Here is a 20,898-nt window from a genome sequence, read left to right as displayed (position 1 = left end):
GACGACTGGCGAATGACCGTCAATCTGCTTGCGATCATCGCCACGCTTCTGCTGCTTGGCGCCGGAATCTGGCTGCTCTTCGGACTCGATCGCGCGCGGAAGGCGCAGGATTGCCTGTCCTCGACACAGCGCAACTGCCGCCAGATCCGCGTTCCCTGATCGAACCTGGGAAACCGATTCTTCAGAATCGGTTTCCCAGGTTCATCGACCCAGCTTCTCAGCCCGCCCCTTCAGGCGCTGTGCCCTGACAAGATGGGGGCGATCGAGCATCTCGCCGTTGAGCCCGATCACGCCCACACCCGGATTGGCCGCGAACAGGGCGATGATGGCCTCGGCCTTGGCGACCTCCTCGGGCGCTGGAGCGAAGACCTCGTTGATGACCGGGACCTGCGCGGGATGGATCGCCATCTTGCCGGTGAAGCCGTCCCGGCGAGCCGCGATGCATTCGGCGCGAAAGCCATCGGCATCACGGAAGTTTGTGAAGACGGTGTCGATCGCATCGACCTGCGAGGATGCGGCGGCGAAGAGCGTGAGCGATCGGGCAAGGCGGTAGGGATCGGCATAGGAGCCGTCGCTCAGCCGGTTGGTCTCGGCGCCGAGATCAGCGGACAGGTCTTCCGCTCCCCAGGTCAGAGCCGCGAGCCGATGGGTCGCGCCGGCATAGCTGCCGAGGCCGAAGATGCCCTTTCCGGTCTCGGTGGCGATCGGAATGATCCGCGTCGCGCCGTCCGGGAGTTCGCATTCGGCCTCCCGAACAGCGATCCTGGCGGCGAGATGCGAGACATCGGTGCCGCCCTCGGATTTCGGCAGCATGATCGCATCGGGGGCACCCGGCATGATCATGTCGAGGTCGGCATCGCTGAGCCCGGTCGTGAGTGCATTGATGCGCACGATCAGGAGGGGCCGCTTCGCCTGCTGGCGAGCCGCCTTGAGGAAATCCAGGCTGATGGTGCGGGCCTGGGCCTTACCGTCGAGTGCGACGGAATCCTCCAGGTCCAGGATCAGCGCATCGGCGCCGCTCTCCAGGCCCTTCTGGAGCTTCTTCGGGCTGTCGCCCGGTACGAAAAGGAGCGAACGCATCCGGTCAGACCGCGATCGTCGTGGGTTCGGGGTGTTTGCGCATGAAGGCCTGGCGGCGACATTGGGCGACCAGGGTGCCGTCCTGCTTAAAGGCGCGATGGTGGAACTCGACGATCCCGGCATCGGGTCGCGAGCGGGACTCACGCTTGCCGACGATTTCGGTGACGCAGTTCACGGTGTCGCCCTCGAAGAGCGGGGCAGGGAAGGTCACGTCGGTCATGCCGAGATTGCCGATGGTGGTGCCGACCGTGGTGTCGTTGACGGAGATGCCGATCATCAGCCCCAGCGTGAACAGGGAGTTCATCAGCGGCTTGCCCCACTCCGTCTCGGTCGCGCAGAAATGCGCATCGATATGAAGAGGTTGCGGATTCAAGGTCATGTTCGAGAAGAGCATGTTGTCCATCTGGGTCACGGTGCGCGTAAGCCCGTGCTCGATGACCGCGCCGACCTGGAAATCCTCGAAATAGATCCCGCCGCGCTTGTGCCGTTTCACCTMGGTCATGAACGCTCCTCCAATGCCGCATTCCGGCGCTTCAAGCCGGCTCGGTGATTCCGCGTGTTTAACGGTTCGCTTACCATAATCGGGGCAGTCTCCACAGGAGCTCCGGCACCTTGCGCTCGGGCTGCCCGAGAGTCTGCATGTTCCTGTTCACTACGCCTACGACGCGCGAGACTGCACCGGCCAATCCGGTCGTCAATGCCATTCGCGACGGCGCCGAACGGAGCGGTGCCGGTTTCGATTACCTGCTGAAGACGGCGCAGCGCGAATCGGCGCTTGATCCCGATGCGAAGGCCAAGACCTCGAGCGCCACCGGGCTGTTCCAGTTCATCGAGCAGACCTGGCTTTCCATGGTGAAGCAGGAGGGGCCGAAGCAGGGGCTTTCCAATTACGCCAATGCGATCAGCGCCGACGAGACCGGTCGGCTCAGCGTGCCGGACGCCGCGACGCGAGAAAAGATCCTGCAACTGCGCAATGATCCGCAGGTGGCTGCCGTCATGGCCGGGGCACTGACCCAGAAGAACCGCGACCAGCTTGCCTCGACGCTCGGTCGCCAGCCGAATGCCGGCGAACTCTACATGGCGCATGTGCTCGGCTCGCGTGGCGCGAGCGACCTCATTCGCGCCGCCGGCAACGATCCGACGCGGGTCGCAGCCAAGGACTTTCCCGAGGCCGCTTCGGCCAATCGCAACATCTTCTTCGACAAGGCCGGCCGCGCCCGCACGGCCCAGGAGGTCTACGGCGTGCTGGCGGCGAGCCATGCCAACACGCAGCTTGCCGCAGCAACCACGACCGGGAGCGTCAACTCCGCGGCCGGCACTGACCAGCCGGTGCCGATTGCTGCCGCATTGGCGCCTGGCCGGGCCAAGGGGCTGATCGGGCTGTTCTCGACCGAGGGCTCGCGCCAGCCGGTCTCCAAGGCGGTGGCCAATCTCTGGACGACGCCGCGTAGCGATGCTTCGCGTCTGGCGGCGCTCGATCCGGCCGACCGCTATTTCCCGCGGCAGGGCGCAAGCGACGCCGCTCCGTCTCCTCCGTCCGCCTCACCGGTGCCCGCGAACCCACCGACTGCTACAACTGCTCCCTTGCCGCCATCGCGCCCGCTCGACCTGACCCAGGCTGGGAACACCGTACCCAAGTCCGCGGCGAAGCCGCGTCGTGCCCCGCTCGATCTTTCCGCCTTCATGGTCGAGCGGAGCGGCACATGATCGTTCGCCGTTTCCTGCTCTGGGCCCGGACCGCCAATGCCGAAGCCCGTGCCTCCGGCGCAGCCGCGCTTGCGGGTGCCTATTTGCACTCCGGTATGTCCGACGAGGATCGCCGCGAGGCCGAAACGGCGCTGATCGCCCTGATCGACGATCCGTCGCCCCTGGTTCGCCGCGCCATCGCCGAGGAGGTCGCGACCTCGCCGCGTGCGCCGCGTGCGCTGATCCTCAACCTCATCGCCGAGCAAAGCGACGTGAATGCACTGGTTCTGGCGCATTCACCGGTGCTGTCCGAGGCGGACCTGGTCGATGCGGCTGCCGTCGGGGATGCTCTGGCGCAACGCGCGATTGCACAGCGGCCGTGCCTGCCGACCAGTGTTGCGGCAGCACTCGCCGAAGTCGGCTGCGAGGAAGCGCTGCTGGCCCTGGCAGGCAATCGCAGCGCATGGATGCCGAGTTTCTCGCTTGAGCGCATGTTCGAGCGCGCGGGCGGCTCCGGTGCCTTGCGCGAGGCGCTGCTTGCCCGAAACGATCTGCCCGCAGGACTACGCCAGGCCATTGCAGGGCGGATGTCGGATGCGTTGGCGAGCTTCGTCTCCGGCTGCGGCTGGCTGACGCCGGAGCGCAGCGCAAGGCTGGCGCGCGAGTCGACCGAGCGGGTTGCCGTCGCTCTCGCAGCAGGCGGCGAAGACAGCGATGCGCCTGCGATCGTCGAGTGCCTGCGCGAGAACGGCCGGCTGACGCCGGGGTTGATGCTGCGCTCGCTCCTCAGTGCAGAGCCGGCCCTGGCGGAGGCGGCGTTCTCGTCCCTTTCCGGTCTGCCGCTCGCTCGCGTGTCGGCGATCCTCCGGGACCGGAGTGGCGCGAGCTTGCGGGGGCTGTATCGGAAGGCCGGCATGCCGGGCTCGTTGCTGCCGGCCTTTGCGGCAGCAATCGCCGCATTGAACATGTCCGGCTTCGAACGGGTGAGCGGTACGCAGGGCATCGACCGCGCCATCATGGCCAGCGTCATGAGCTGCTGCGAGAGCCTTGAAAGCAGTGAGGCCGATTCGCTGAACGGTCTGCTGCGGCGGCTCGATGCCGAGGCGGCGCGCGAGGAAGCGCGGCTGATGGCGGATTCGTTTGCAGATGATGCGGCGCTCGCCCTGCTGGTCGAGGCCGATCCGTCCCTGCTCGTCGAACTCGACGAGGCGGATATTCGAAACGCTGCCTGAGGCGTCGTCGCCGGCTGGTCAGTAGCCGAATTGCTCGCGCAGGATGCGTTCATCCAGGCTGTGGCCGGGATCGTGCAGCATGACGAGGTCGATGTTGCGGTCGATCGCGATCGCGACCGAGACGACATTGTCGATCTGGATATGGTCGGCCATCGCACTGACGGGGCGTTTTGGCGCTTCCAGGACCTCGATCATCACCTGCGCCTGGTCGGGAAGCAGGGCGCCGCGCCAGCGCCGCGGGCGAAAGGCGGCGATCGGAGTCAAGGCCAGCAAAGGCGCATCGAGCGGCAGGATCGGGCCATTGGCCGAGAGATTGTAGGCTGTCGAGCCCGCAGGCGTCGCGAGCAGGATACCGTCGGAAATCAGTTCCTCCAGCCGCACCTGGCCATCGACGGACAGGCGCAGCTTCGCCGCCTGGTAGGAGCGCCGGAGCAGGGACACTTCATTGATCGCCTTGGCACGGTATTCCCGGCCATTCTCGTCGATCGCGAGCATCGAAAGCGGGTGGACGATGCTGCGATGGGCGGCTTCCAATCGCTTGGTCAGGCCTCGCTCGCGGAACTCGTTCATCAGGAAGCCGACCGAGCCGCGATTCATGCCGTAGATCGGCTTTCCTGTGCCGATGAAGCGATGCAGCGTCTGCAGCATCAGCCCGTCGCCACCAAGCGCCACAATGACATCGGCGCTGTCGCAATCGGCATTGCCATAGCGCGCGACGAGCTTCTCCAGCGCGGCTTCGGCCTCTGGCGTCTCACTGGCGACGAAGGAGATGGCTGCGAAGCGCGCGGTCATCAGGGGGTCCGGATCAGCCAGGCTCAGGGGCAGGGAGCGGTTGGCATAGCACGGCGGTGACGGAAGGGGCGAGCCAGGGCAGGCATAAAAAGAGCCGGGGTCGCCCCCGGCTCGATGCGCGACGATGCCGCATGCCTCAGATGGACGTGGTCCATTGCACGGGCACGAGCTCGAAGCCGTTGCCCGATTTCGCGATGTAGCCGGTGGCCGGGAATGGCGCATGGTAGAACGCGACCTGCATCTTGTCGGCAGAGACCATGTCGAGCAGCCTGCGACGCGTGGCGGCAGCCTGCGGGCCATCCATATCGAACACCGCGGACCAGTCGGGATTGCGGGCGAAGAGGGCTGGGTGGTTGGTCGTGTCCGACATCACCATCATCCTTGCCGTGCCGGAGCTGAGCGCGAAGGTGGTGTGGCCGGGCGTATGGCCAGGCGCCGCGATGGCGGTGATGCCCGGCAGGATCTCCTTGCCGGCCTCAAACTGCTTCACATCCTTGGAGACAGGGCCGAAGACGCGGCGCACGCCGCCAAATGCCCCCTTCATGGCCTCGGGCGCGGCGTTCATCTTGGCGTCGTCCATCCAGAAGGCCCATTCCGCCGCCGGGACCATGACCTCGGCATTGGGGAAAACGGCCGTGCCGTCCTTCAGGCGGAAGCCGTTGATATGATCGCCATGGAAATGGCTGAAGACGACCGTCGAAACATCCTTGGGATCGAAACCGGCGGCACGGAAATTGGCGAGCCAGGTTCCGGAGGTCGGCGCGCCCGAATCGCCATTGCCGGTATCGATCAGGATGAGCTTTCCGCCGCTCTGGATGGCGAGCGTCGTAAAGGTGATGTTCAAGGCATCGGCTGGCAGGAAGGCCTGCGCCATCGCCGCCTTGACCTCCGCGAGTTCGGCATTGCGGACGAAGCCCTCGAGCTGACGACGGGCGAAGCCGTCATTGATCGCGGTGAGGACCATGTCCCCGATCTTGTAGCGATAGTATCCGGGGGCCTGATTCACGGGGGCTCCTTGCGCTTGAGCCGGTGTGAACCCGGCGGGTAAATCCAACGTGGTGGCAACAGCGAGTGCGCCGGCACCGGCAATCACGGTGCGGCGCGACGGACTAAAAGGCGGCATTGCAGTCTCCCTAGGCGCGTCTTCGGCCTGGGCAGCAGCCTAGCGTCCGGTTCGGGGGCTTCAACCGCGCGGGATTGTTGCGGGGTCAACTTTCCGTGAGCGGTGCGTTTATGGTGCGCTGGCCGTCTGCGGGGATGCGTTGGTCGTGCGAAGGGGCGCTGGCAGCCAGCAGTCCGTCATAACGTGCGAGGGCCCGCAGCATGGCCGCGCAAAGGGCCAATGAGCCGAGCATGGCGTTGCCCGAACATTCCGCGACCAGGGCCTGGAAGGCAGCGCTATCCTCCTCGGCCAGGCATTGCAGGCTCCAGCTCCACTCCGGAGCCTTCTGGCGCAGGAGGTTGATCGCGACGTCGATATTAGCGCTGACCAGGCCGAGCGCCTTCCAGAGCGAACCCTGCTGATAGATGCCGCCCATGGGCGTGCGGCGGCCGACGAGATGGCTCGGCTTGCGCCGTACGGTGAAGCCCAGCGCCTCATAGATATCGGCATCGAGCGCGCGATCGGGCTTTTCGGCCGTCTCGCAACGCTCGGCCAGCGCGAGCAAGTGTTCCCGTCTGTCCATGGCCGTTCGCCCAGCCCGGAGGCTCTCACACCATCGCTTGCACGTTCGTGCCGCTAACCGGTCGCGCGAAGCGAGCCAGAGATGTGTGGTGCCGGATGAGGGGATTGAACCCCCGACCTTCGGTTTACAAAACCGCTGCTCTACCGCTGAGCTAATCCGGCCCGGTCAGCCAGATGCGGTTACCAGCCGCGCGCGGCGAGGGCAAGATCGGTTACCGCTTGCCCAAAGAAAAGCCCCGCCTCCAGGGAGGCGGGGCTCGTACCTGTCGGTGATGGGCCGATCAGTTGTTGTCGTAGGTGAGAATGTCGCGATCCTTGGTCTCGGGCACGAAGAGCATGCCGATGACGAAGGTCATCATCGCGATCACGATCGGGTACCAGAGGCCGTAGAAGATGTCGCCGGTGCCAGCCACCATGGCGAAGGAGGTCGCCGGCAGCAGGCCACCGAACCAGCCGTTGCCGATATGGTAGGGCAGCGACATGCCGGTGTAGCGGATACGGGTCGGGAAGAGCTCGACCAGGGCGGCGGCGATCGGGCCGTAGACCATCGTCACATAGATGACGAGGATCGTCAGGATGCCGATGATGGTCAGCGACTGGGCGTTGAACAGCGCGTTCATGAAGCCGGTCTTGACGATCCGGGCGTCGCCCGCCGCGGGATAGCCGGCGGCGACCGCTTCCTTGGCGATGTTGGCGGCGAAGCCGGCATCGATCGCGACATCCTTGCCGTTGACCGTGACCTTGGCCGCGGTGCCGGCCGGGGCCGGGACCTGGGTGTACTGGATCGCCTGCGAGGCGAGCGTGCGGCGGGCGACATCGCAAGGCTGGGTGAAGGTGCGCACGCCGACCGGGTCGAAGACCGAGCCGCAGCTGGCAGGATCGGCGACGACCTGAACCTTGACGTTCTCATGGGCTGCGGCGAGGCCGGGATTGGCTGCCTTGGTGAGCGCGCCGAAGAGCGGGAAATAGGTCAGCGCCGCGATCAGGCAGCCGGCCAGGATGACGGGCTTGCGGCCGATCCTGTCCGAAAGCGAGCCGAACAGGATGAAGCCGCCGGTGCCGAGGATCAGCGACCAGGCGATCAGCACGTTGGCCGAATAGAGATCGACCTTCAGGATGCTCTGGATGAAGAACAGGGCGTAGAACTGACCGGTGTACCAGACGACGGCCTGGCCGGCGGTGAGGCCGAACAGCGCCAGCAGCGCGATCTTCGCATTCTTCCACTGGCCAAAGGCCTCGGAAAGCGGTGCTTTCGAGCCGCTGCCCTCTTCCTTCATCTTCTTGAAGGCCGGCGATTCCTGCATCTGCAGGCGGATCCAGACCGAGATCGCCAGCAGGAAGATCGAGGCCAGGAATGGAATGCGCCAGCCCCAGGCAGTAAATTCGGCCTCACCCATGGTGGTGCGGATGCCGAGAATGACGATCAGCGAAAGCAGCAGGCCGAGCGTCGCCGTGGTCTGAATCCAGGAGGTGTAGAAGCCGCGACGGCCCGGAGGCGCATGCTCGGCGACATAGACCGCTGCGCCGCCATATTCACCGCCGAGCGCCAGGCCCTGCAGCATGCGCAACGCGATCAGGATCACCGGTGCGATCCAGCCGATCGAGTTGTAGCTCGGCAGCAGGCCGACCAGGAAGGTCGAGGCGCCCATGATCACGATCGTGACGAGGAAGGTGTATTTGCGGCCGATAAGATCACCCAGGCGGCCGAAGAACAGCGCACCGAAGGGGCGGACGAGGAAGCCGGCGGCGAAGGCGAGCAACGCGAAGATGGCGCGCGTATTCGGATCGAAGGCCGAGAAGAAATGCGCGCCGATCATCACGGCGAGCGAACCGTAGAGATAGAAGTCGTACCATTCAAAGACGGTGCCGAGCGACGAAGCGAGAATGACGCGCTTCTCTTCCTTCGTCATGGGGCGTCGCGTCGCCGCAGCCCCCGATGTCTGTGCTGCCATGCTCATGGCGTTCTCCCCTGAATAATGCCCGGCATCGGGACTATCCCCCGGGCCGCCCGTTTCCCTGTGGCTCGATTTCTTGCGACACGATGCCACTGCCTGCCGGGTGAAGTTTCGCTTGCACCAATCCGGCAATTGCACAGGAATGCGCTGACGCGAAATGTTGTGCAATCAAGCACTTGGTCTTGCATCGTTCGACGTAAGACTTAAGGCGTAGAGGTCTTTCCCTCGTTCCCGCACGCGGCGGATTTTCCCGGATTGGCAGTGCGGCGCTGACTGTCCTATAGTCAGCGCGAGGCCGACATGATGCGGGGAAGGGGAGCGCGCTGATGCCGCGCATCCATGCAACGTTGCCGCTGCTGGCATTCCTGGTTTTCCTGAGCCCGGTCAGCGAGGTTGTGGCAGCTGGGTCAGGCAGGGCTTTCGCGCCGGCCGGGCCGCCGTCCTTTGCGCCGCGAATGGCTCCTGGCTTTCGGCATTTGGCGCGCCAGAATGGACCGATATTCCGGCATGATCGTGCCCGACGTTTCCTGGGCAACCCGGGGTTCATCGGCGGCCCCTGGTATTCCCCCTCCGATTTCGGCCGCGACACCGTGATCCTGCAGGAGCGCGAGGCAGAGCGGACTATCGATCGCTCGCGCGATTATACGCCGGTGATGGTGGGGATTCCGCAGCCCCCGACGCCCGAGCCGGTGATCTACCGGCTGGAAGGTTCACGGCAGCGGCCGATTGTGCGCATCATCCGTGTCGGCGAGCAGGGGAGCTATGCCCGCGACGAGGACGGCGCCCGCATCCGCAATGTGCCCCGGCGCTGAGTGTCAGCGCCGCCGGCTTGCCGCATAGAGCGCGATCGCGGTGGCGTTTGAGACGTTGAGGCTGGTGATCGCACCCGGCACTTCCAGCCTTGCGAGATGGTCGCAGAGATCGCGGCTGCGCTGACGCAGGCCTTTCCCTTCCGCACCCATCACCATGACGAGTGGCCGCTGCAGGGCGATTTCGTCGAAGGCAGTCGCCCCTTCCGAATCAAAGCCGATTCGCTGGAAGCCGCGCTTGCCAAGCTGATCCAACGCATCGCCGAGATTGCGCACGGCGATCAGCGGAACATGCTCGAGCGCGCCGGATGCCGATTTTGCCAGCACGCCGGTTGCTGCCGGAGAATGGCGAATCGTGACAATCACCGCGGCAGCGCCGAACGCGGCGGCCGATCGCAGGATCGCTCCGACATTGTGCGGGTCGGTGATCTGGTCGAGCGCGAGCACGATCGCATCGTCGGGAAGGCTGTCCAGATCAGGCGAGGGCAGGGGATCGCAGACCAGATAGAGGCCCTGATGCACGGCATCTGGAGTGAGCAGGCGGTCGATCTCGGACGGGCGGACCAGCTCGGGTTCGAGCGGCAGCGTGCCGACCTCCTCGCTCAGCCGCTTCAGGGCGTTCTCCGTGGCGAGGAGGCGTCGAAAGCGTCGATTGGGATTGCGAAGTGCCTCGATGACCGGATGGACGCCGTAGAGCACGGCCTCGTCGATATCGCCGGGCCGGTGTGGCGGGGGGCCGGCATCGCGGTCGCGGCGTGCGAAGGGCTTGCCGCCGGGCCTGGCCGGCTTGGGGCGGAACGGCGCGGGCATGGGGACCTCCGAAGCGTGACGGCCCATGCCCTGCCACGGCGGGCGGCGCTTTGCCAGCCCGGACGACGGATTTTCGGTGTCGAGCAGCAGCGGACGCTGTCGCAGGCAAGAGGGATTGAGAGGGAACGGGATGGCTAGGACCGAGGATATCCAGCGCTTCGTCGTGATTACCGGTGGGCCCGGTTCCGGCAAGACGACGTTGATCGAGGCGCTCTCAAAGCGAGGATTTGCGACGTCTCCGGAAGCCGGCCGCGCCATCATTCGCGATCAGGTGGCGATCGAGGGACAGGCATTGCCCTGGGCCGATCGCGAGCTCTTCGCCGAGCTGATGCTGAGTTGGGAGCTGCGTTCCCATCAGGCTGCGAGGGAGCAGGCCGGGCTGGTCATTTTTGATCGAGGGGTTCCCGATATCGCGGGTTATCTGAGGCTCTCGGGACTTGGTGTTCCCGCGCATGTGGACAACGCGGCAAGACGGTTCCGCTACCGAAGCGAGGTCTTCGTCGCGCCGCCCTGGCGCGAGATCTTTGGGCAGGACGAGGAGCGCAAGCAGGATTTCGCCGAGGCTGAGCGAACCTACGAGGCGATGGTCGCGGCCTATGACGATTATGGCTACCGGCTGTGCGAGGTACCGCGGTTGAGCGTGGAGGCGCGCGCGGATTTCATCGAGGCTTGGATTACAGTTGGTTTCTGAGGCTCTGGCCATGCCGGCCCCGGAAAGGGGCTGGGGACGGATACAAGGAAACGTGGGTGAACCGGCTTTTTGCCGTTGACACGCCGGAGCCCGGTCACCATAAGTCCGCCCGCACCTGTTGCCCGTCACGAAAGTGAAACAKGCGCTTGGACAACGTTGCTTCACGGCGCGCGTCCACGACACGGCGGGGGAATGTCCCGAGCGGCAAAGGGGGCGGACTGTAAATCCGCTGGCTATGCCTTCGCAGGTTCGAGTCCTGCTTCCCCCACCACCGTGTCCTGTCTATGTTGATGTCGCCGTTCAGGCGGTGTCGCACCCGGCGCGGGTGTAGCTCAATGGTAGAGCAGCAGCCTTCCAAGCTGAATACGAGGGTTCGATTCCCTTCACCCGCTCCAACACTCTCGCCTCAGAATGGCGAAGAGCCGGCTCGGTGCATCCAGACAGGTCGGATAAGTGTAGCTCCTGCCTGAACACGGCGAGGTGCTCCATCGCCGGCCGAACACCTCGAAGCCGGCGCCGGGATACAAGATCTTCCCCCACCTTCTGCGCAAGCAGCCGGTTACGCGGCCTAATCAGGTCTGGGAAATGGATGTCTCCTACATCCCCATGGCGCGCGGCTTCGTCTACCTGAGGGCTGTCGTCGATTGGTTCAGACGCCGGGTTCTGGCCGGGCGTTGTCGATCACCATGGATGTCGCGTTCTGCATCGAGACGGTCGAAGAAGCGATGGCTCGCCATGGCAAGCCTGACATCGCCAACACGCATCAGGTCCGCGGTTCACCAGCCGGAAGTTCACCGCTCTGCTTATCGGCGCCAGCGTCAAGATCAGCATGGACGGCAGAGACGCCTGGCGCGCCAACGTCTTCGTCTAACGCCTCCGGCGATCAATGAAAGTTGAAGAGGTCCATCTGCGCGCCCATGGCGGCGTGTCCGAGGCTCGCGCCTCGATCAGGTGGTATCTGACCTGGCTCGCCACAAGTTCGTCGGCCAATCGCCTTTGCTTCTGCGCAGATTAGCCTCGATCTCGGCTGATTGACGCCATGAAGGTAAACAATCTTCCGGCCGCCTCGTACCGTTTTGGTACACGACGCTCCCCCACCCGTGGCTATCGCTCACGGCACCCAGAGAGAGGGAAGACCGCCTTGGCTCGCTTCGCGCATGATACGCATCAACGACACGACAACCATCACCAGCACGGTGATCACAATCCGCCCCAACCGCCCGAGACGCCCACTCCCCCCACCTCATCTGCTCCGGAATTTTCGGATCTCGGCGCCACGTTCAACGACGCGACCCGCGCGCTCGTTGGCGGCCTATGGCAAAACGCAGTCGAGGAAGGCGGCCAAGGCCATGGCAGCGTGGTGCGATATGTGGACGACCTCAAAGCGGTGGAGAGCGGTCTCCAGTCCGAGATAAAGGCAGGTCAATTTTCCGGCGACACGCTCACGCATATCCAGACGGTCTTGTCCGATATCACGACCGCGCTTTCGGCCGCGACAGCATCCGTGAATGKCGGCGGATCATTCGGCAGCGTCGCAAATGCCGAGGCTGCTCTGCGTGCAAGCCATCTCGAAATCCTCGATACCGTCAATAACGATCACACGCTTTCGACCTTGGCCACGCAGAATGGCGCGACCGGATTTCTCGCGGCGCCGGAGACGCTACCCGACGGCGTGACTGCGGCGACTGCGCCTCATGCCACCCTGGCCGAGATCGGTGCCATCTTCAACGATGCGGCCAATCGCATTCTCGGCGGTGTCAATTCGGACAACAAGGCGATCATCACCAGTGACATGAACGCCGTCGTCAGCGGCCTCAAGCATTTGATCGACGCGCAGCCCGCGCAGTTCGAGGGTCTCACCGGCATTMATGCCGACACCGTCATGAGGCAGGCGCAACTCGAAATCACCTATATCAACCAGGCTGGCATCGACCCGGACGCCGGCCGGGGCAGCAACGACAATATCCTGGACATGATCGATATCATCCAGGGGGATGCAAATCTGGCTGGTTTGGCCAGCCAGGGAGGCGTATCGGGCTTTTCCCAATTTCCTGACGCTCTCAATCCAACCCCGAGATATCAGGACAATGCCGCTCAAACGGCTTTCTGGGCAAACTTCATCGCGCAAGGCAACTCGCTGGGCCAGCGGGCAGAACAACTTGTCGGATCGGGCGATACGCATGCGATCAATGCCCTGATCAGCGAGTTTCAAACCTTCGAAAAGAACGCAACCAAGTTCGATCTGGCGCAGGGTGGGATCTTCGGGGCACGCTTCGACAATGAATTGACACCGAGCAGCACGCTCGGGGCCGAAGTCGATGCGATGATCAAAGGTCTCAAGACCGGCGATGCTGCCCTGGTCACGGCAGCTGCCGAGGTCATCCACGACAATGCCGCAGACGTGGGTGGCAACAACATTCCGATAACCGGCGGCCATTTCAACCCGGATGGCCTGACCGTGGCCCAGGTGCTGTCGACGGCGGTCACTGCGCCCGCGACCGCAGCCGCTGATCCGAAACCAACGCCGACACCTCCGGGTACGGTCGCTGACGCTGCCCCGCCTTCGTCACACGATCACGCGACAGCCGACATCCATCATTCACCGATTGTCGATACGGCACATCATCTCCATCACATGTGGGGATGACGTCGCGCGGGCAGGCTTCCAACTCCTGGTTCATCCATGGTGTTGGAAGCCGACTCGGCCGAGCGGCCGCAGACGGGAGGACGTCATTGTTGGCGCCCGAAAGCAGCGCTGCCCCCGCCATTGCGTGATCTGATTGGCGCGGACGTCGAACTGCCGCGCCAACTCCGGAAGCGTCCCGTCGCCTTTCAGCGCCGGCAACGACACCTTTGCCTTGAAAGCCGGTCTGTGGTTCCGACATGTCCGGCGCTTCGTGGCCTCTCCTGCTCACGGCCAACCTGCCGCGTTCAGGCAAACTCGACTTAGCCGACCTGCCTTGGATTGCCCGAGCCGGCTCTGTGTCTCGCTCATGGCGGTCGCTTCATCGCGCCGCGCGGCTTGACGGGAACCGGCGCATTCTTGCCGGAAAATGGGGCGGTATCGCCCGTCAAGCACATGTGATCGCCGACACGTATCGGCCGGACAAAAAGGCGCAGAAGAGGCATGAGTCTCGCTCAAAGCTACGGACCAGAGATATTTCAATCCGGCACGATATCTGAGGGGCGCTCGATACCGGCATCTGACGATCCGGTCGCACGCGGGTTGCGCGACAGTGCGCGTCGCATGACCGGAATCGCCGTGTTCAGCGGCGTGATCAATCTGCTGATGCTGTCTGGCTCACTCTATATGCTGCAGGTCTATGATCGGGTGATCCCGAGCCGCAACATCGCGACCTTGCTTGGTCTTTCGCTCGTGGTTCTGCTGGCCTATCTCATTCAAGGCTATGCCGACGCGCTGCGCTCGCGCATGCTCTCCCGCGTCGGAACGCTGTTCGATGTCGGCCTGCAGGAAGCGATCCACACCGCGCTMGCCACGCTCCCTCTGCGCGGCGTGAAGCCCATCCTGATGCAGCAGCCGCTCCGCGATCTGGATCAGATTCGGGCGTTCATGTCGGGCATGGGGCCGACGGCGTTCCTGGACATGCCGTGGATCCCGATCTTCATCATCGCCTTGTTTCTGTTCCATCCGGCGATTGGCGTCACGGCCGTGCTTGGGACCGTTGCCATCATTGCGATGACAGTGTTGACCGAGCGCGTGTCGCGTGGGGCAGCCAGGGCCGCCATGGACAGCAGCGCGCAGCGCCAGGTCCTGGCGGATGCGACCCGGCAAAATGCCGAAGTGATCCGGGCGCTTGGAATGCAGGACCGATTCACGGCGCGTTGGTCGCAGGCCAATGAACGCTGTCTGCGCGAAAATGGCCGGGCCAGCGACGTCTATGCCAATCTCGGATCAGCTGCGAAGGTTCTCCGCTACGTGCTGCAATCCGGGATGTTGGGCATCGGCGCCTATCTCGTCGTGACCGACAAGGCGTCGGGGGGCATCATGATTGCCTCGTCGATCATGATGGGGCGGGCGCTTGCGCCCATCGAGGTGGCGCTTGGCACCTGGAAACAACTTGTCGCTGCGCGTCAGAGCATTGCCCGCTTGCGCGAAATCCTCAAGGTGACCGCTGCTCCTCCCGCGCCACCGGTGATGCTCCCGCGCCCTTACCGCGAACTCCTGGTTCAGGACCTCGCCGTTACCGCACCAGGCACGGATAAAGCGATCGTCTCGCATATTTCATTTTCGCTCACGGCGGGCATGGGATTGGCGCTTCTCGGCGCGAGCGCATCGGGAAAAACCTCGCTGTCGAAGGCCCTGGTCGGAATTTGGCCGGTCAGCAATGGCGTGGTGCGGCTTGACGGCGCAGCGATCGATCAGTGGCGCAATGAGGACCTGGGGCGTCATGTCGGCTATCTCCCGCAGGATGTGGCCTTGTTCGACGGCACCGTCGCAGAAAATATCTGCCGATTTGAAGATCAGGCGACGTCCGAGGCCATTTTGAAGGCCGCGCAGATAGCGGGCGTGCACGACATCATCTTGCGTTTGCCGGAGGGATATTCAACGCGCATCGGCGAAGGCGGCATGTCGCTCTCGGCGGGGCAGCGCCAGAGGATTGGATTGGCGCGCGCGGTCTACGGTGATCCGTTCCTCGTCGTGCTCGATGAGCCCAATGCCAATCTTGATGCGGAGGGGGAAGGCGCATTAGCGCGCGCCATTCAGATCCTGCGTCGCGACAAATCCATTGTCATCGTCATCTCGCATCGTCCCAGCGCTCTCTCCGAACTGAACATGGCGATGGTCCTCCACGAGGGCAAGACGGTTGCATTCGGCCCCCGCGACGAGATCTTTGCGCGCGTTCACACAGAGAAGACCGTGGCAACGCGCCGACCTGCGACAGTGTCAAGCGCGAACCAGATTGGCCAGACACAGGTTGCCGAGGTCGTTCCCTCGTGAACCGCAGTGGCCCCACGCAGCCTCCGGCGCATCTCAGCCCGCCCATCGCACCTGTCGACCCGACGCCGTTGGCGCCCGTGCCAGCCCATGTCGCGTCGGCCAATGGAGCTCAACGGCAAATGTTGCATATCGATACATCCCGATCGACTGTTCCCCCCAGGGGAAGCGACGCCGCGGCTACGCCGGCAAGTGACCGATTGATCGACAGGCGCCGCGCCGAGCTGACGGCTGGCACGGCGGATGCCCGGAATGATACTCTGGCGTCGCGGGTCGAACGCGCGTTCAACCGCGAGCTCAGGATTGGCCTTCGGGTTTTGATCGGTGGCGGAGTCTTGATCGGTGCGTGGAGTGCATTGATKCCGCTGGCCGGCGCGGTCGCCGTTCCCGGCAATCTGGTCGTTCAATCGAACGTCAAGGCGATCCAGCATCCGACCGGCGGAATTGTCGCGCAGATTCCGGTCCATAATGGCATGCGGGTGAACGCTGGCGATCTGCTGCTGCAACTGGATGCAACCCAGGCGCGGGCGAGTCTCCAGGTGGTGAGCAAGCAGCTTGATGAATTCCGGGTTCGGATTGCACGGCTGATGGCCGAGCGCGACGCTCACGCGCAGATCGAAACGCCGCCCGAGATGGCCGCGCGATCGGCAGAGACCGGTGTCAACGCGCTCCTGGCGTCGGAAGAGTCGCTGTTCAAGGCTCGTGCGAATGCGCGGCAAAGCCAGAAGGACTTGCTGCAAAGTCGTGTCGCGCAGCTTGGCGAAGAGATTTCAGGCCTCGATGCCCAGCTCAAATCCAAGGCAAGCCAGCTGGAATTGATCGGGGGCGAACTCTCTGGAATCAAGACGCTGTATGACAAGAAGCTTGTGCCGCTGACGCGATTTACGACCCTGCAGCGAGAATCCGCACGTATCGAGGGCGAGCGGGGGCAACTGATCTCGGCAATCGCCGAGACAAAGGCAAAAATCGGCGAGGCACAGCTTCAGATCGTAAGGATCGATCAGGACTTTCGGACCGATGTCGTGAAGGAACTCGGCGAGGCCAGGGGCAAGGAGGCCGAGCTCGTCGAGCGTGGCGTTTCCGCGCGAGACCTCCTCGACCGGATCGATATTCGTGCACCGACCTCGGGCGTGATTCACCAGCTTGCCGCGCACACGATCGGCGGTGTCGTCCGCGCCGGCGACACGGTCATGGAAGTCGTGCCGGATTCCGACGATCTGCAGGTCGAGGCGCGGCTCCAGCCCAACGACATCGACCAGGTGCGGTCGGGTCAGAAGGCGTTCATCCGCTTTTCCGCCTTCAACCAACGTGTGACACCGCAGCTGACGGGTGTCGTATCGTATGTTTCTGCCGATATCAGCCGCGACCAGCAGACCAATGCTCCGTTTTTCACGGTGAGGGTCGCCCTTCCTAACGATGAACGTCGCCGGTTGGCCGACTCGCCGCTCGTTTCGGGGATGCCGGCGGAGGTCTTCATGCAGACAGGGAGCCGCACAATGATGAGCTACCTGCTGAAGCCGATCTCCGATCAACTGCAACGTGCCTTTATCGAGCGCTGACACGGGGGGCGAGTTTTTCGGAAAGCTTCGCCTCGACTATGATCGGTTTGATGCTCTTCTCGACGAGAAGATAGAAGACAAGCAGAAGAACCTTCCGTTCGCCCTGCATCGTCATCGTTGACTGGTGTCTGCCCGGGGTCGACAGCCGAGCCGGACCATGTCCGGCCCGGATGGTCAGGTCCCGGCCTGTTCTCTATCGATAACAGGACACGATGACGTTTCGGCGCGCGGGCGGGTGCCGCAGCGTGGAATATCGAAAAAATGTGGAGTTATCGAACGATAGATCCCTCAACTTCGGCGGAGAAAACGTCTATCTAAGAAATTACTGTGCCTCGCATGGCTATCGAGATCGCACTGCCGGGTAACAGGACAAATTGGATCTGTTGGCGGCGAAGCTGTCGAATATAGCTCGCAACAGGAGACAKGACGATGGGAACGGTTCAACGGGCATGCCTGCTGATCGCCTGCGGGATTGTGTTGTCGGGCTGCCAGGTGACGCAAGAGAGGGCTGCGCAGCTTGCTCCTGTCTGCGCGATTCCGGTCAATCGGACAGTTCAATCCATGTACTGGCTTGAATGCCAGTCGGTCTATTCGTCCTCGGGCTATTATGCGAAGCGCTATTAGGAACTAGCCGAGGGGMGGACGCACGCCGCCCGCCATGTCTGGTGGTGCCCCTAGCCCTGACCCCGCACATTGCTGCCTGCGGCAGGTTCGCCTTCGACGAGACTTGCGTCAGCGCGAGGATGGCGCGGCCGCCCCGTTTTGGCTTCTGCGGGATCACCATTTGCGTGCAGAGCGTTTGCCTGCGGCCGGGCTTTGCCCTGCACGCCGCTCGCCCCCGACGCGAATTCGGGTGGATGTTCAAGGCTCGCGATCTCGCCTAGTTCTTTTCGGCCCTTCAGCCGCACGGACACGCGCGCCGCATGACCCTGACCGATATCGCGACGAGAACCTACAACCACGGCTGGCGGCTCGACCCGATCATTCGCAGCCTGCTCGATACGGATTTCTACAAGCTGCTGATGCTGCAGATGATCCGGAGCTTTCATCCGGATGTGCAAGTCACCTTCTCGCTGATCAACCGGTCCCGCCATATCCGGCTTGCCGATCTTGTCGATGAGAACGAGCTCAGGGCGCAGCTCGATCATGCCCGCGGTTTGCGCTTCAGCAAGAAGGAATTGATCTGGCTCGCGGGCAACAGCTTCTACGGCAGGACGCAGATGTTCTCGCCGGATTTCCTGGCCTGGCTCGCCGAATTCCAGTTGCCGGAATACGAGCTCAGGCGGGTGGACGGCCAGTACGAACTGCATTTCAGCGGCCCCTGGACGCACAGCACGATGTGGGAGGTGCCGGCCCTGGCGATCATCAACGAGTTGCGTGCGCGCCGGGTGATGGTTGGTCAGAAGCGCTTCTCGCTCGATGTGCTCTATGCCCGCGCCAAAGCGAAGATGTGGGCGAAGGTCGAGCGTCTGCAGCAGTTGCCGGAACTGCGCCTCTCGGATTTCGGCACGCGGCGCCGCCATGGGCATCTCTGGCAGCGCTGGTGCGTGGAGGCGCTGAAGGAGGGGCTCGGCCCACGCTTCACGGGCACATCGAATGTGCTGCTCGCCATGGACAATGATCTCGAGGCGATCGGCACCAACGCGCATGAGCTGCCGATGGTGCTCGCGGCGCTGGCAGACAGCGATGAGACGATGCTGGGTGCGCCCTACCGTGTGCTCGAGGAATGGAGCAAGGTCTATGGTGGCAATCTGCTGATCGCATTGCCTGACGCCTTCGGAACCACCGATTTCCTGCGGCGTGCGCCCGACTGGGTTGCGGACTGGACTGGGTTCCGTCCCGATAGTGCCCCGCCGATAGCCGCCGGCGAGCAGATCATCGCCTGGTGGCGCGAGAAGGGGCGCGATCCGCGCGAAAAGTTGCTGGTTTTCTCGGATGGGCTCGACGTCGCCGCGATCGAACGGGTCTACCAGCATTTCGATGGAAAGGTGCGCATGGCCTTCGGCTGGGGCACCGATCTCACCAACGATCTCGTCGGATGCTCGCCGGACGGTTCGCGCGCGCTCGATCCGATGTCGCTGGTCTGCAAGGTGACGCGGGTGAACGGCCAACCGGCGGTGAAGCTCTCCGACAATCCCGACAAGGCTTCGGGCGAGCCAGGCGAAGTCGGCCGCTATCGGCGGGTGTTCGGGGCGCACGCCGTATCTTCGCAATAGGGCGAGGCGAGTGCCGGCACGGGGGCGGTTTTCCTGCGTGCCCAATACCTTGGTTCAACTGGCGCGATGATTTCGGGATCGTTAACGCCCGCCAGTCGCATTTTGCGCAGGGGGCATTTCGACGCCGTGATTCGATTTCTGCTTGCAGCCGTTCTGGGCACGGCGCTTGCCGGCTGCGTTACGCCGGACCGAGGACTGACCTTCTCGGAGATACGCGATCTCAGGATCGTCGACGTTATCGTCGAAACGCCAAAGCCCGTCGACGGCCAGACAGCCATAGTCTGGCCGAAGGCTGGAATGGCCTATGCCGGCACGCAGAGGCCGGCATCGACCCGTCCCGTTTCCCTGGGGCGTGATCCTGCCGGAGCGGGCAATGGGCCGACGCAGGAGGAGGCTGCGTGGGATGAGAAATTCATGGCTCTCAGCCGGAGCGCGGCTGCTCGGACGCAGATGTACAGCACGCTGGCGCAGATCACTCGCGACAGCTTCCGAAAGCGCTTTACCGAACAGCCTTCGGGCAAGCACGCGGCCAAGCTGAAGGTCGTGGTGAGGTCGCTGATAGCTCCCGGTGGGCAGGCGAATTTCAGCGCGGACGTGATCGTGCTCGATGGGGTGACGGGGCGGCCGCTGACGCAATACCCTAACCTGACTGGCGTCAGGGCTGCATCGACTGCGGTMGTGCCTGCCACGCCCGTGGGAATCCTCATCGGGTTTGCTGCGCTCGCMATTGCCGACCAGATCCGGGGTGATCCAGCGTATGAGGCGATCGACAGTGCCTCCGCGTCGTTTTCCGCCTGGCTCCTGCGCGAGTAGCCGTGGCGGGGGCGTGGTTCGTGAGGGGCATTTAGGGGCTCCGGCCTTGGCCGGCTTGCGGTTGCTCGCCAAGGCCACGGACGGGGAGCTTTCTCGCGAACAGATTCCAGTGCCGGCTCACTGAGGGCGGCGGTCTCGTGACGATGCCCTGTGCGCAGGACGCATGCGGTTGGGGTGACGCGGTGCGCGGCTGGCGTCATCTCGCCCGCCACAGCTTGCATCGACGCGCAAAACCCCCTAATGCGACCCCGTTTTCCGGCCGGGGATGGCCGTCGTCGAGGAAAAGGTGTCATGGCCAAAGAGAAGTTTGCGCGGACGAAGCCGCACTGCAATATCGGAACGATTGGTCACGTTGACCATGGCAAGACGTCTTTGACGGCTGCGATCACGAAGGTTCTGGCCGAGTCTGGCGGTGCGTCGTTCACGGCGTATGACCAGATCGACAAGGCGCCTGAGGAGAAGGCCCGCGGCATCACGATCTCGACGGCTCACGTCGAGTACGAGACTGCGAACCGTCACTATGCGCATGTCGACTGCCCCGGCCACGCCGACTACGTGAAGAACATGATCACGGGTGCGGYGCAGATGGACGGCGCGATCCTGGTCGTGTCGGC

General features: G+C 63.8%; 18 protein-coding genes, 3 tRNA genes and 1 pseudogene. 14 read left to right on the top strand and 8 right to left on the bottom strand.

Annotated elements, in window-relative coordinates; genetic code table 11:
• The first annotated feature begins 12 nt into the window (after nucleotides 1-12).
• Nucleotides 13-159, top strand: a complete 147-nt coding sequence (locus tag AC1DIO_RS12465) for a hypothetical protein (protein ID WP_441491387.1) — start codon at nucleotides 13-15, stop codon at nucleotides 157-159.
• 42 nt (nucleotides 160-201) lie between these two features.
• On the opposite strand, the gene AC1DIO_RS12460 is transcribed toward AC1DIO_RS12465, so the two are convergent.
• Nucleotides 202-1,080 (bottom strand): HpcH/HpaI aldolase/citrate lyase family protein, encoded by an 879-nt coding sequence (locus AC1DIO_RS12460; RefSeq protein WP_441506152.1) that lies wholly within the window; start codon nucleotides 1,078-1,080, stop codon nucleotides 202-204.
• 4 nt (nucleotides 1,081-1,084) lie between these two features.
• Nucleotides 1,085-1,582, bottom strand: coding sequence for a MaoC family dehydratase (locus AC1DIO_RS12455; protein WP_476853463.1), 498 nt, complete (start codon nucleotides 1,580-1,582; stop codon nucleotides 1,085-1,087).
• A gap of 137 nt (nucleotides 1,583-1,719) precedes the next feature.
• Between AC1DIO_RS12455 and AC1DIO_RS12450 the strand changes: the two genes are divergently transcribed.
• Together AC1DIO_RS12450 and AC1DIO_RS12445 are read left to right on the top strand one after the other, a co-directional pair.
• Entirely contained in the window at nucleotides 1,720-2,787 is a 1,068-nt protein-coding gene (locus tag AC1DIO_RS12450; protein ID WP_441506151.1) for a lytic transglycosylase domain-containing protein, read from the top strand.
• On the top strand, nucleotides 2,784-3,998 hold the full coding sequence (locus AC1DIO_RS12445) for a DUF2336 domain-containing protein (protein WP_441506150.1): 1,215 nt from the start codon (nucleotides 2,784-2,786) through the stop codon (nucleotides 3,996-3,998). Before AC1DIO_RS12450 ends, AC1DIO_RS12445 begins: the two co-directional genes overlap by 4 nt.
• 18 nt (nucleotides 3,999-4,016) lie before the next feature.
• Here the strand turns inward: AC1DIO_RS12445 and AC1DIO_RS12440 are convergent, their stop codons facing one another.
• From AC1DIO_RS12440 to AC1DIO_RS12420, 5 genes are all read right to left on the bottom strand, one after another.
• A complete protein-coding gene (locus AC1DIO_RS12440) occupies nucleotides 4,017-4,790 on the bottom strand; it encodes an NAD kinase (protein WP_441506149.1) in 774 nt (257 codons plus the stop codon).
• 136 nt (nucleotides 4,791-4,926) lie between these two features.
• Nucleotides 4,927-5,796, bottom strand: coding sequence for an MBL fold metallo-hydrolase (locus AC1DIO_RS12435; RefSeq protein WP_441506148.1), 870 nt, complete (start codon nucleotides 5,794-5,796; stop codon nucleotides 4,927-4,929).
• Between the two features lie 202 nt (nucleotides 5,797-5,998).
• The gene (locus AC1DIO_RS12430) at nucleotides 5,999-6,475 is read right to left on the bottom strand and encodes a hypothetical protein (protein WP_441491380.1); all 477 of its coding nucleotides are present in this window, start codon (nucleotides 6,473-6,475) and stop codon (nucleotides 5,999-6,001) included.
• 86 nt (nucleotides 6,476-6,561) lie between these two features.
• Nucleotides 6,562-6,636 (bottom strand) — tRNA-Thr (locus AC1DIO_RS12425).
• A gap of 119 nt (nucleotides 6,637-6,755) precedes the next feature.
• Nucleotides 6,756-8,432 carry an MFS transporter gene (locus AC1DIO_RS12420; protein WP_441491379.1) on the bottom strand — a complete coding sequence of 559 codons (1,677 nt, stop codon included), beginning with the start codon at nucleotides 8,430-8,432 and terminating at the stop codon, nucleotides 6,756-6,758.
• 323 nt (nucleotides 8,433-8,755) lie between these two features.
• Between AC1DIO_RS12420 and AC1DIO_RS12415 the strand changes: the two genes are divergently transcribed.
• A complete protein-coding gene (locus AC1DIO_RS12415) occupies nucleotides 8,756-9,241 on the top strand; it encodes a hypothetical protein (protein ID WP_441491378.1) in 486 nt (161 codons plus the stop codon).
• Between the two features lie 3 nt (nucleotides 9,242-9,244).
• Here AC1DIO_RS12415 and rlmB read toward each other — a convergent pair whose 3' ends face one another.
• Nucleotides 9,245-10,048 (bottom strand): 23S rRNA (guanosine(2251)-2'-O)-methyltransferase RlmB, encoded by an 804-nt coding sequence (gene rlmB / locus AC1DIO_RS12410; protein ID WP_441491377.1) that lies wholly within the window; start codon nucleotides 10,046-10,048, stop codon nucleotides 9,245-9,247.
• 130 nt (nucleotides 10,049-10,178) lie between these two features.
• Between rlmB and AC1DIO_RS12405 the strand changes: the two genes are divergently transcribed.
• The 10 genes and pseudogenes from AC1DIO_RS12405 to AC1DIO_RS12360 form a co-directional block, all read left to right on the top strand.
• Nucleotides 10,179-10,739 carry an AAA family ATPase gene (locus AC1DIO_RS12405; protein ID WP_441506146.1) on the top strand — a complete coding sequence of 187 codons (561 nt, stop codon included), beginning with the start codon at nucleotides 10,179-10,181 and terminating at the stop codon, nucleotides 10,737-10,739.
• 186 nt (nucleotides 10,740-10,925) lie between these two features.
• Nucleotides 10,926-11,010: transfer RNA gene (locus tag AC1DIO_RS12400), tRNA-Tyr, on the top strand.
• Nucleotides 11,011-11,060: 50 nt separating this feature from the next.
• Nucleotides 11,061-11,134, top strand: a tRNA-Gly gene (locus AC1DIO_RS12395).
• Nucleotides 11,135-11,216: 82 nt separating this feature from the next.
• Nucleotides 11,217-11,706: pseudogene (locus tag AC1DIO_RS12390) on the top strand (DDE-type integrase/transposase/recombinase); the annotation flags it as partial.
• A gap of 174 nt (nucleotides 11,707-11,880) precedes the next feature.
• Nucleotides 11,881-13,386 carry a hypothetical protein gene (locus tag AC1DIO_RS12385; RefSeq protein ID WP_476853462.1) on the top strand — a complete coding sequence of 502 codons (1,506 nt, stop codon included), beginning with the start codon at nucleotides 11,881-11,883 and terminating at the stop codon, nucleotides 13,384-13,386.
• A 600-nt stretch (nucleotides 13,387-13,986) separates the two neighbouring features.
• Nucleotides 13,987-15,699, top strand: coding sequence for a type I secretion system permease/ATPase (locus AC1DIO_RS12380; RefSeq protein ID WP_441506144.1), 1,713 nt, complete (start codon nucleotides 13,987-13,989; stop codon nucleotides 15,697-15,699).
• Between the two features lie 119 nt (nucleotides 15,700-15,818).
• Nucleotides 15,819-17,255, top strand: coding sequence for an HlyD family type I secretion periplasmic adaptor subunit (locus AC1DIO_RS12375; RefSeq protein WP_476853461.1), 1,437 nt, complete (start codon nucleotides 15,819-15,821; stop codon nucleotides 17,253-17,255).
• Between the two features lie 923 nt (nucleotides 17,256-18,178).
• Nucleotides 18,179-19,471 (top strand): nicotinate phosphoribosyltransferase, encoded by a 1,293-nt coding sequence (gene pncB, locus AC1DIO_RS12370; protein WP_441506142.1) that lies wholly within the window; start codon nucleotides 18,179-18,181, stop codon nucleotides 19,469-19,471.
• A 126-nt stretch (nucleotides 19,472-19,597) separates the two neighbouring features.
• A complete protein-coding gene (locus tag AC1DIO_RS12365) occupies nucleotides 19,598-20,284 on the top strand; it encodes a hypothetical protein (RefSeq protein WP_441506141.1) in 687 nt (228 codons plus the stop codon).
• Nucleotides 20,285-20,575: 291 nt separating this feature from the next.
• Nucleotides 20,576-20,898 (top strand): GTP-binding protein (locus tag AC1DIO_RS12360; protein ID WP_476853460.1); only part of this gene is annotated, 323 nt, incomplete at its 3' end.

The organism is Allobosea sp. 05T439 (assembly GCF_056396005.1).
This window is presented reverse-complemented; position numbering and strand designations above follow the sequence as displayed.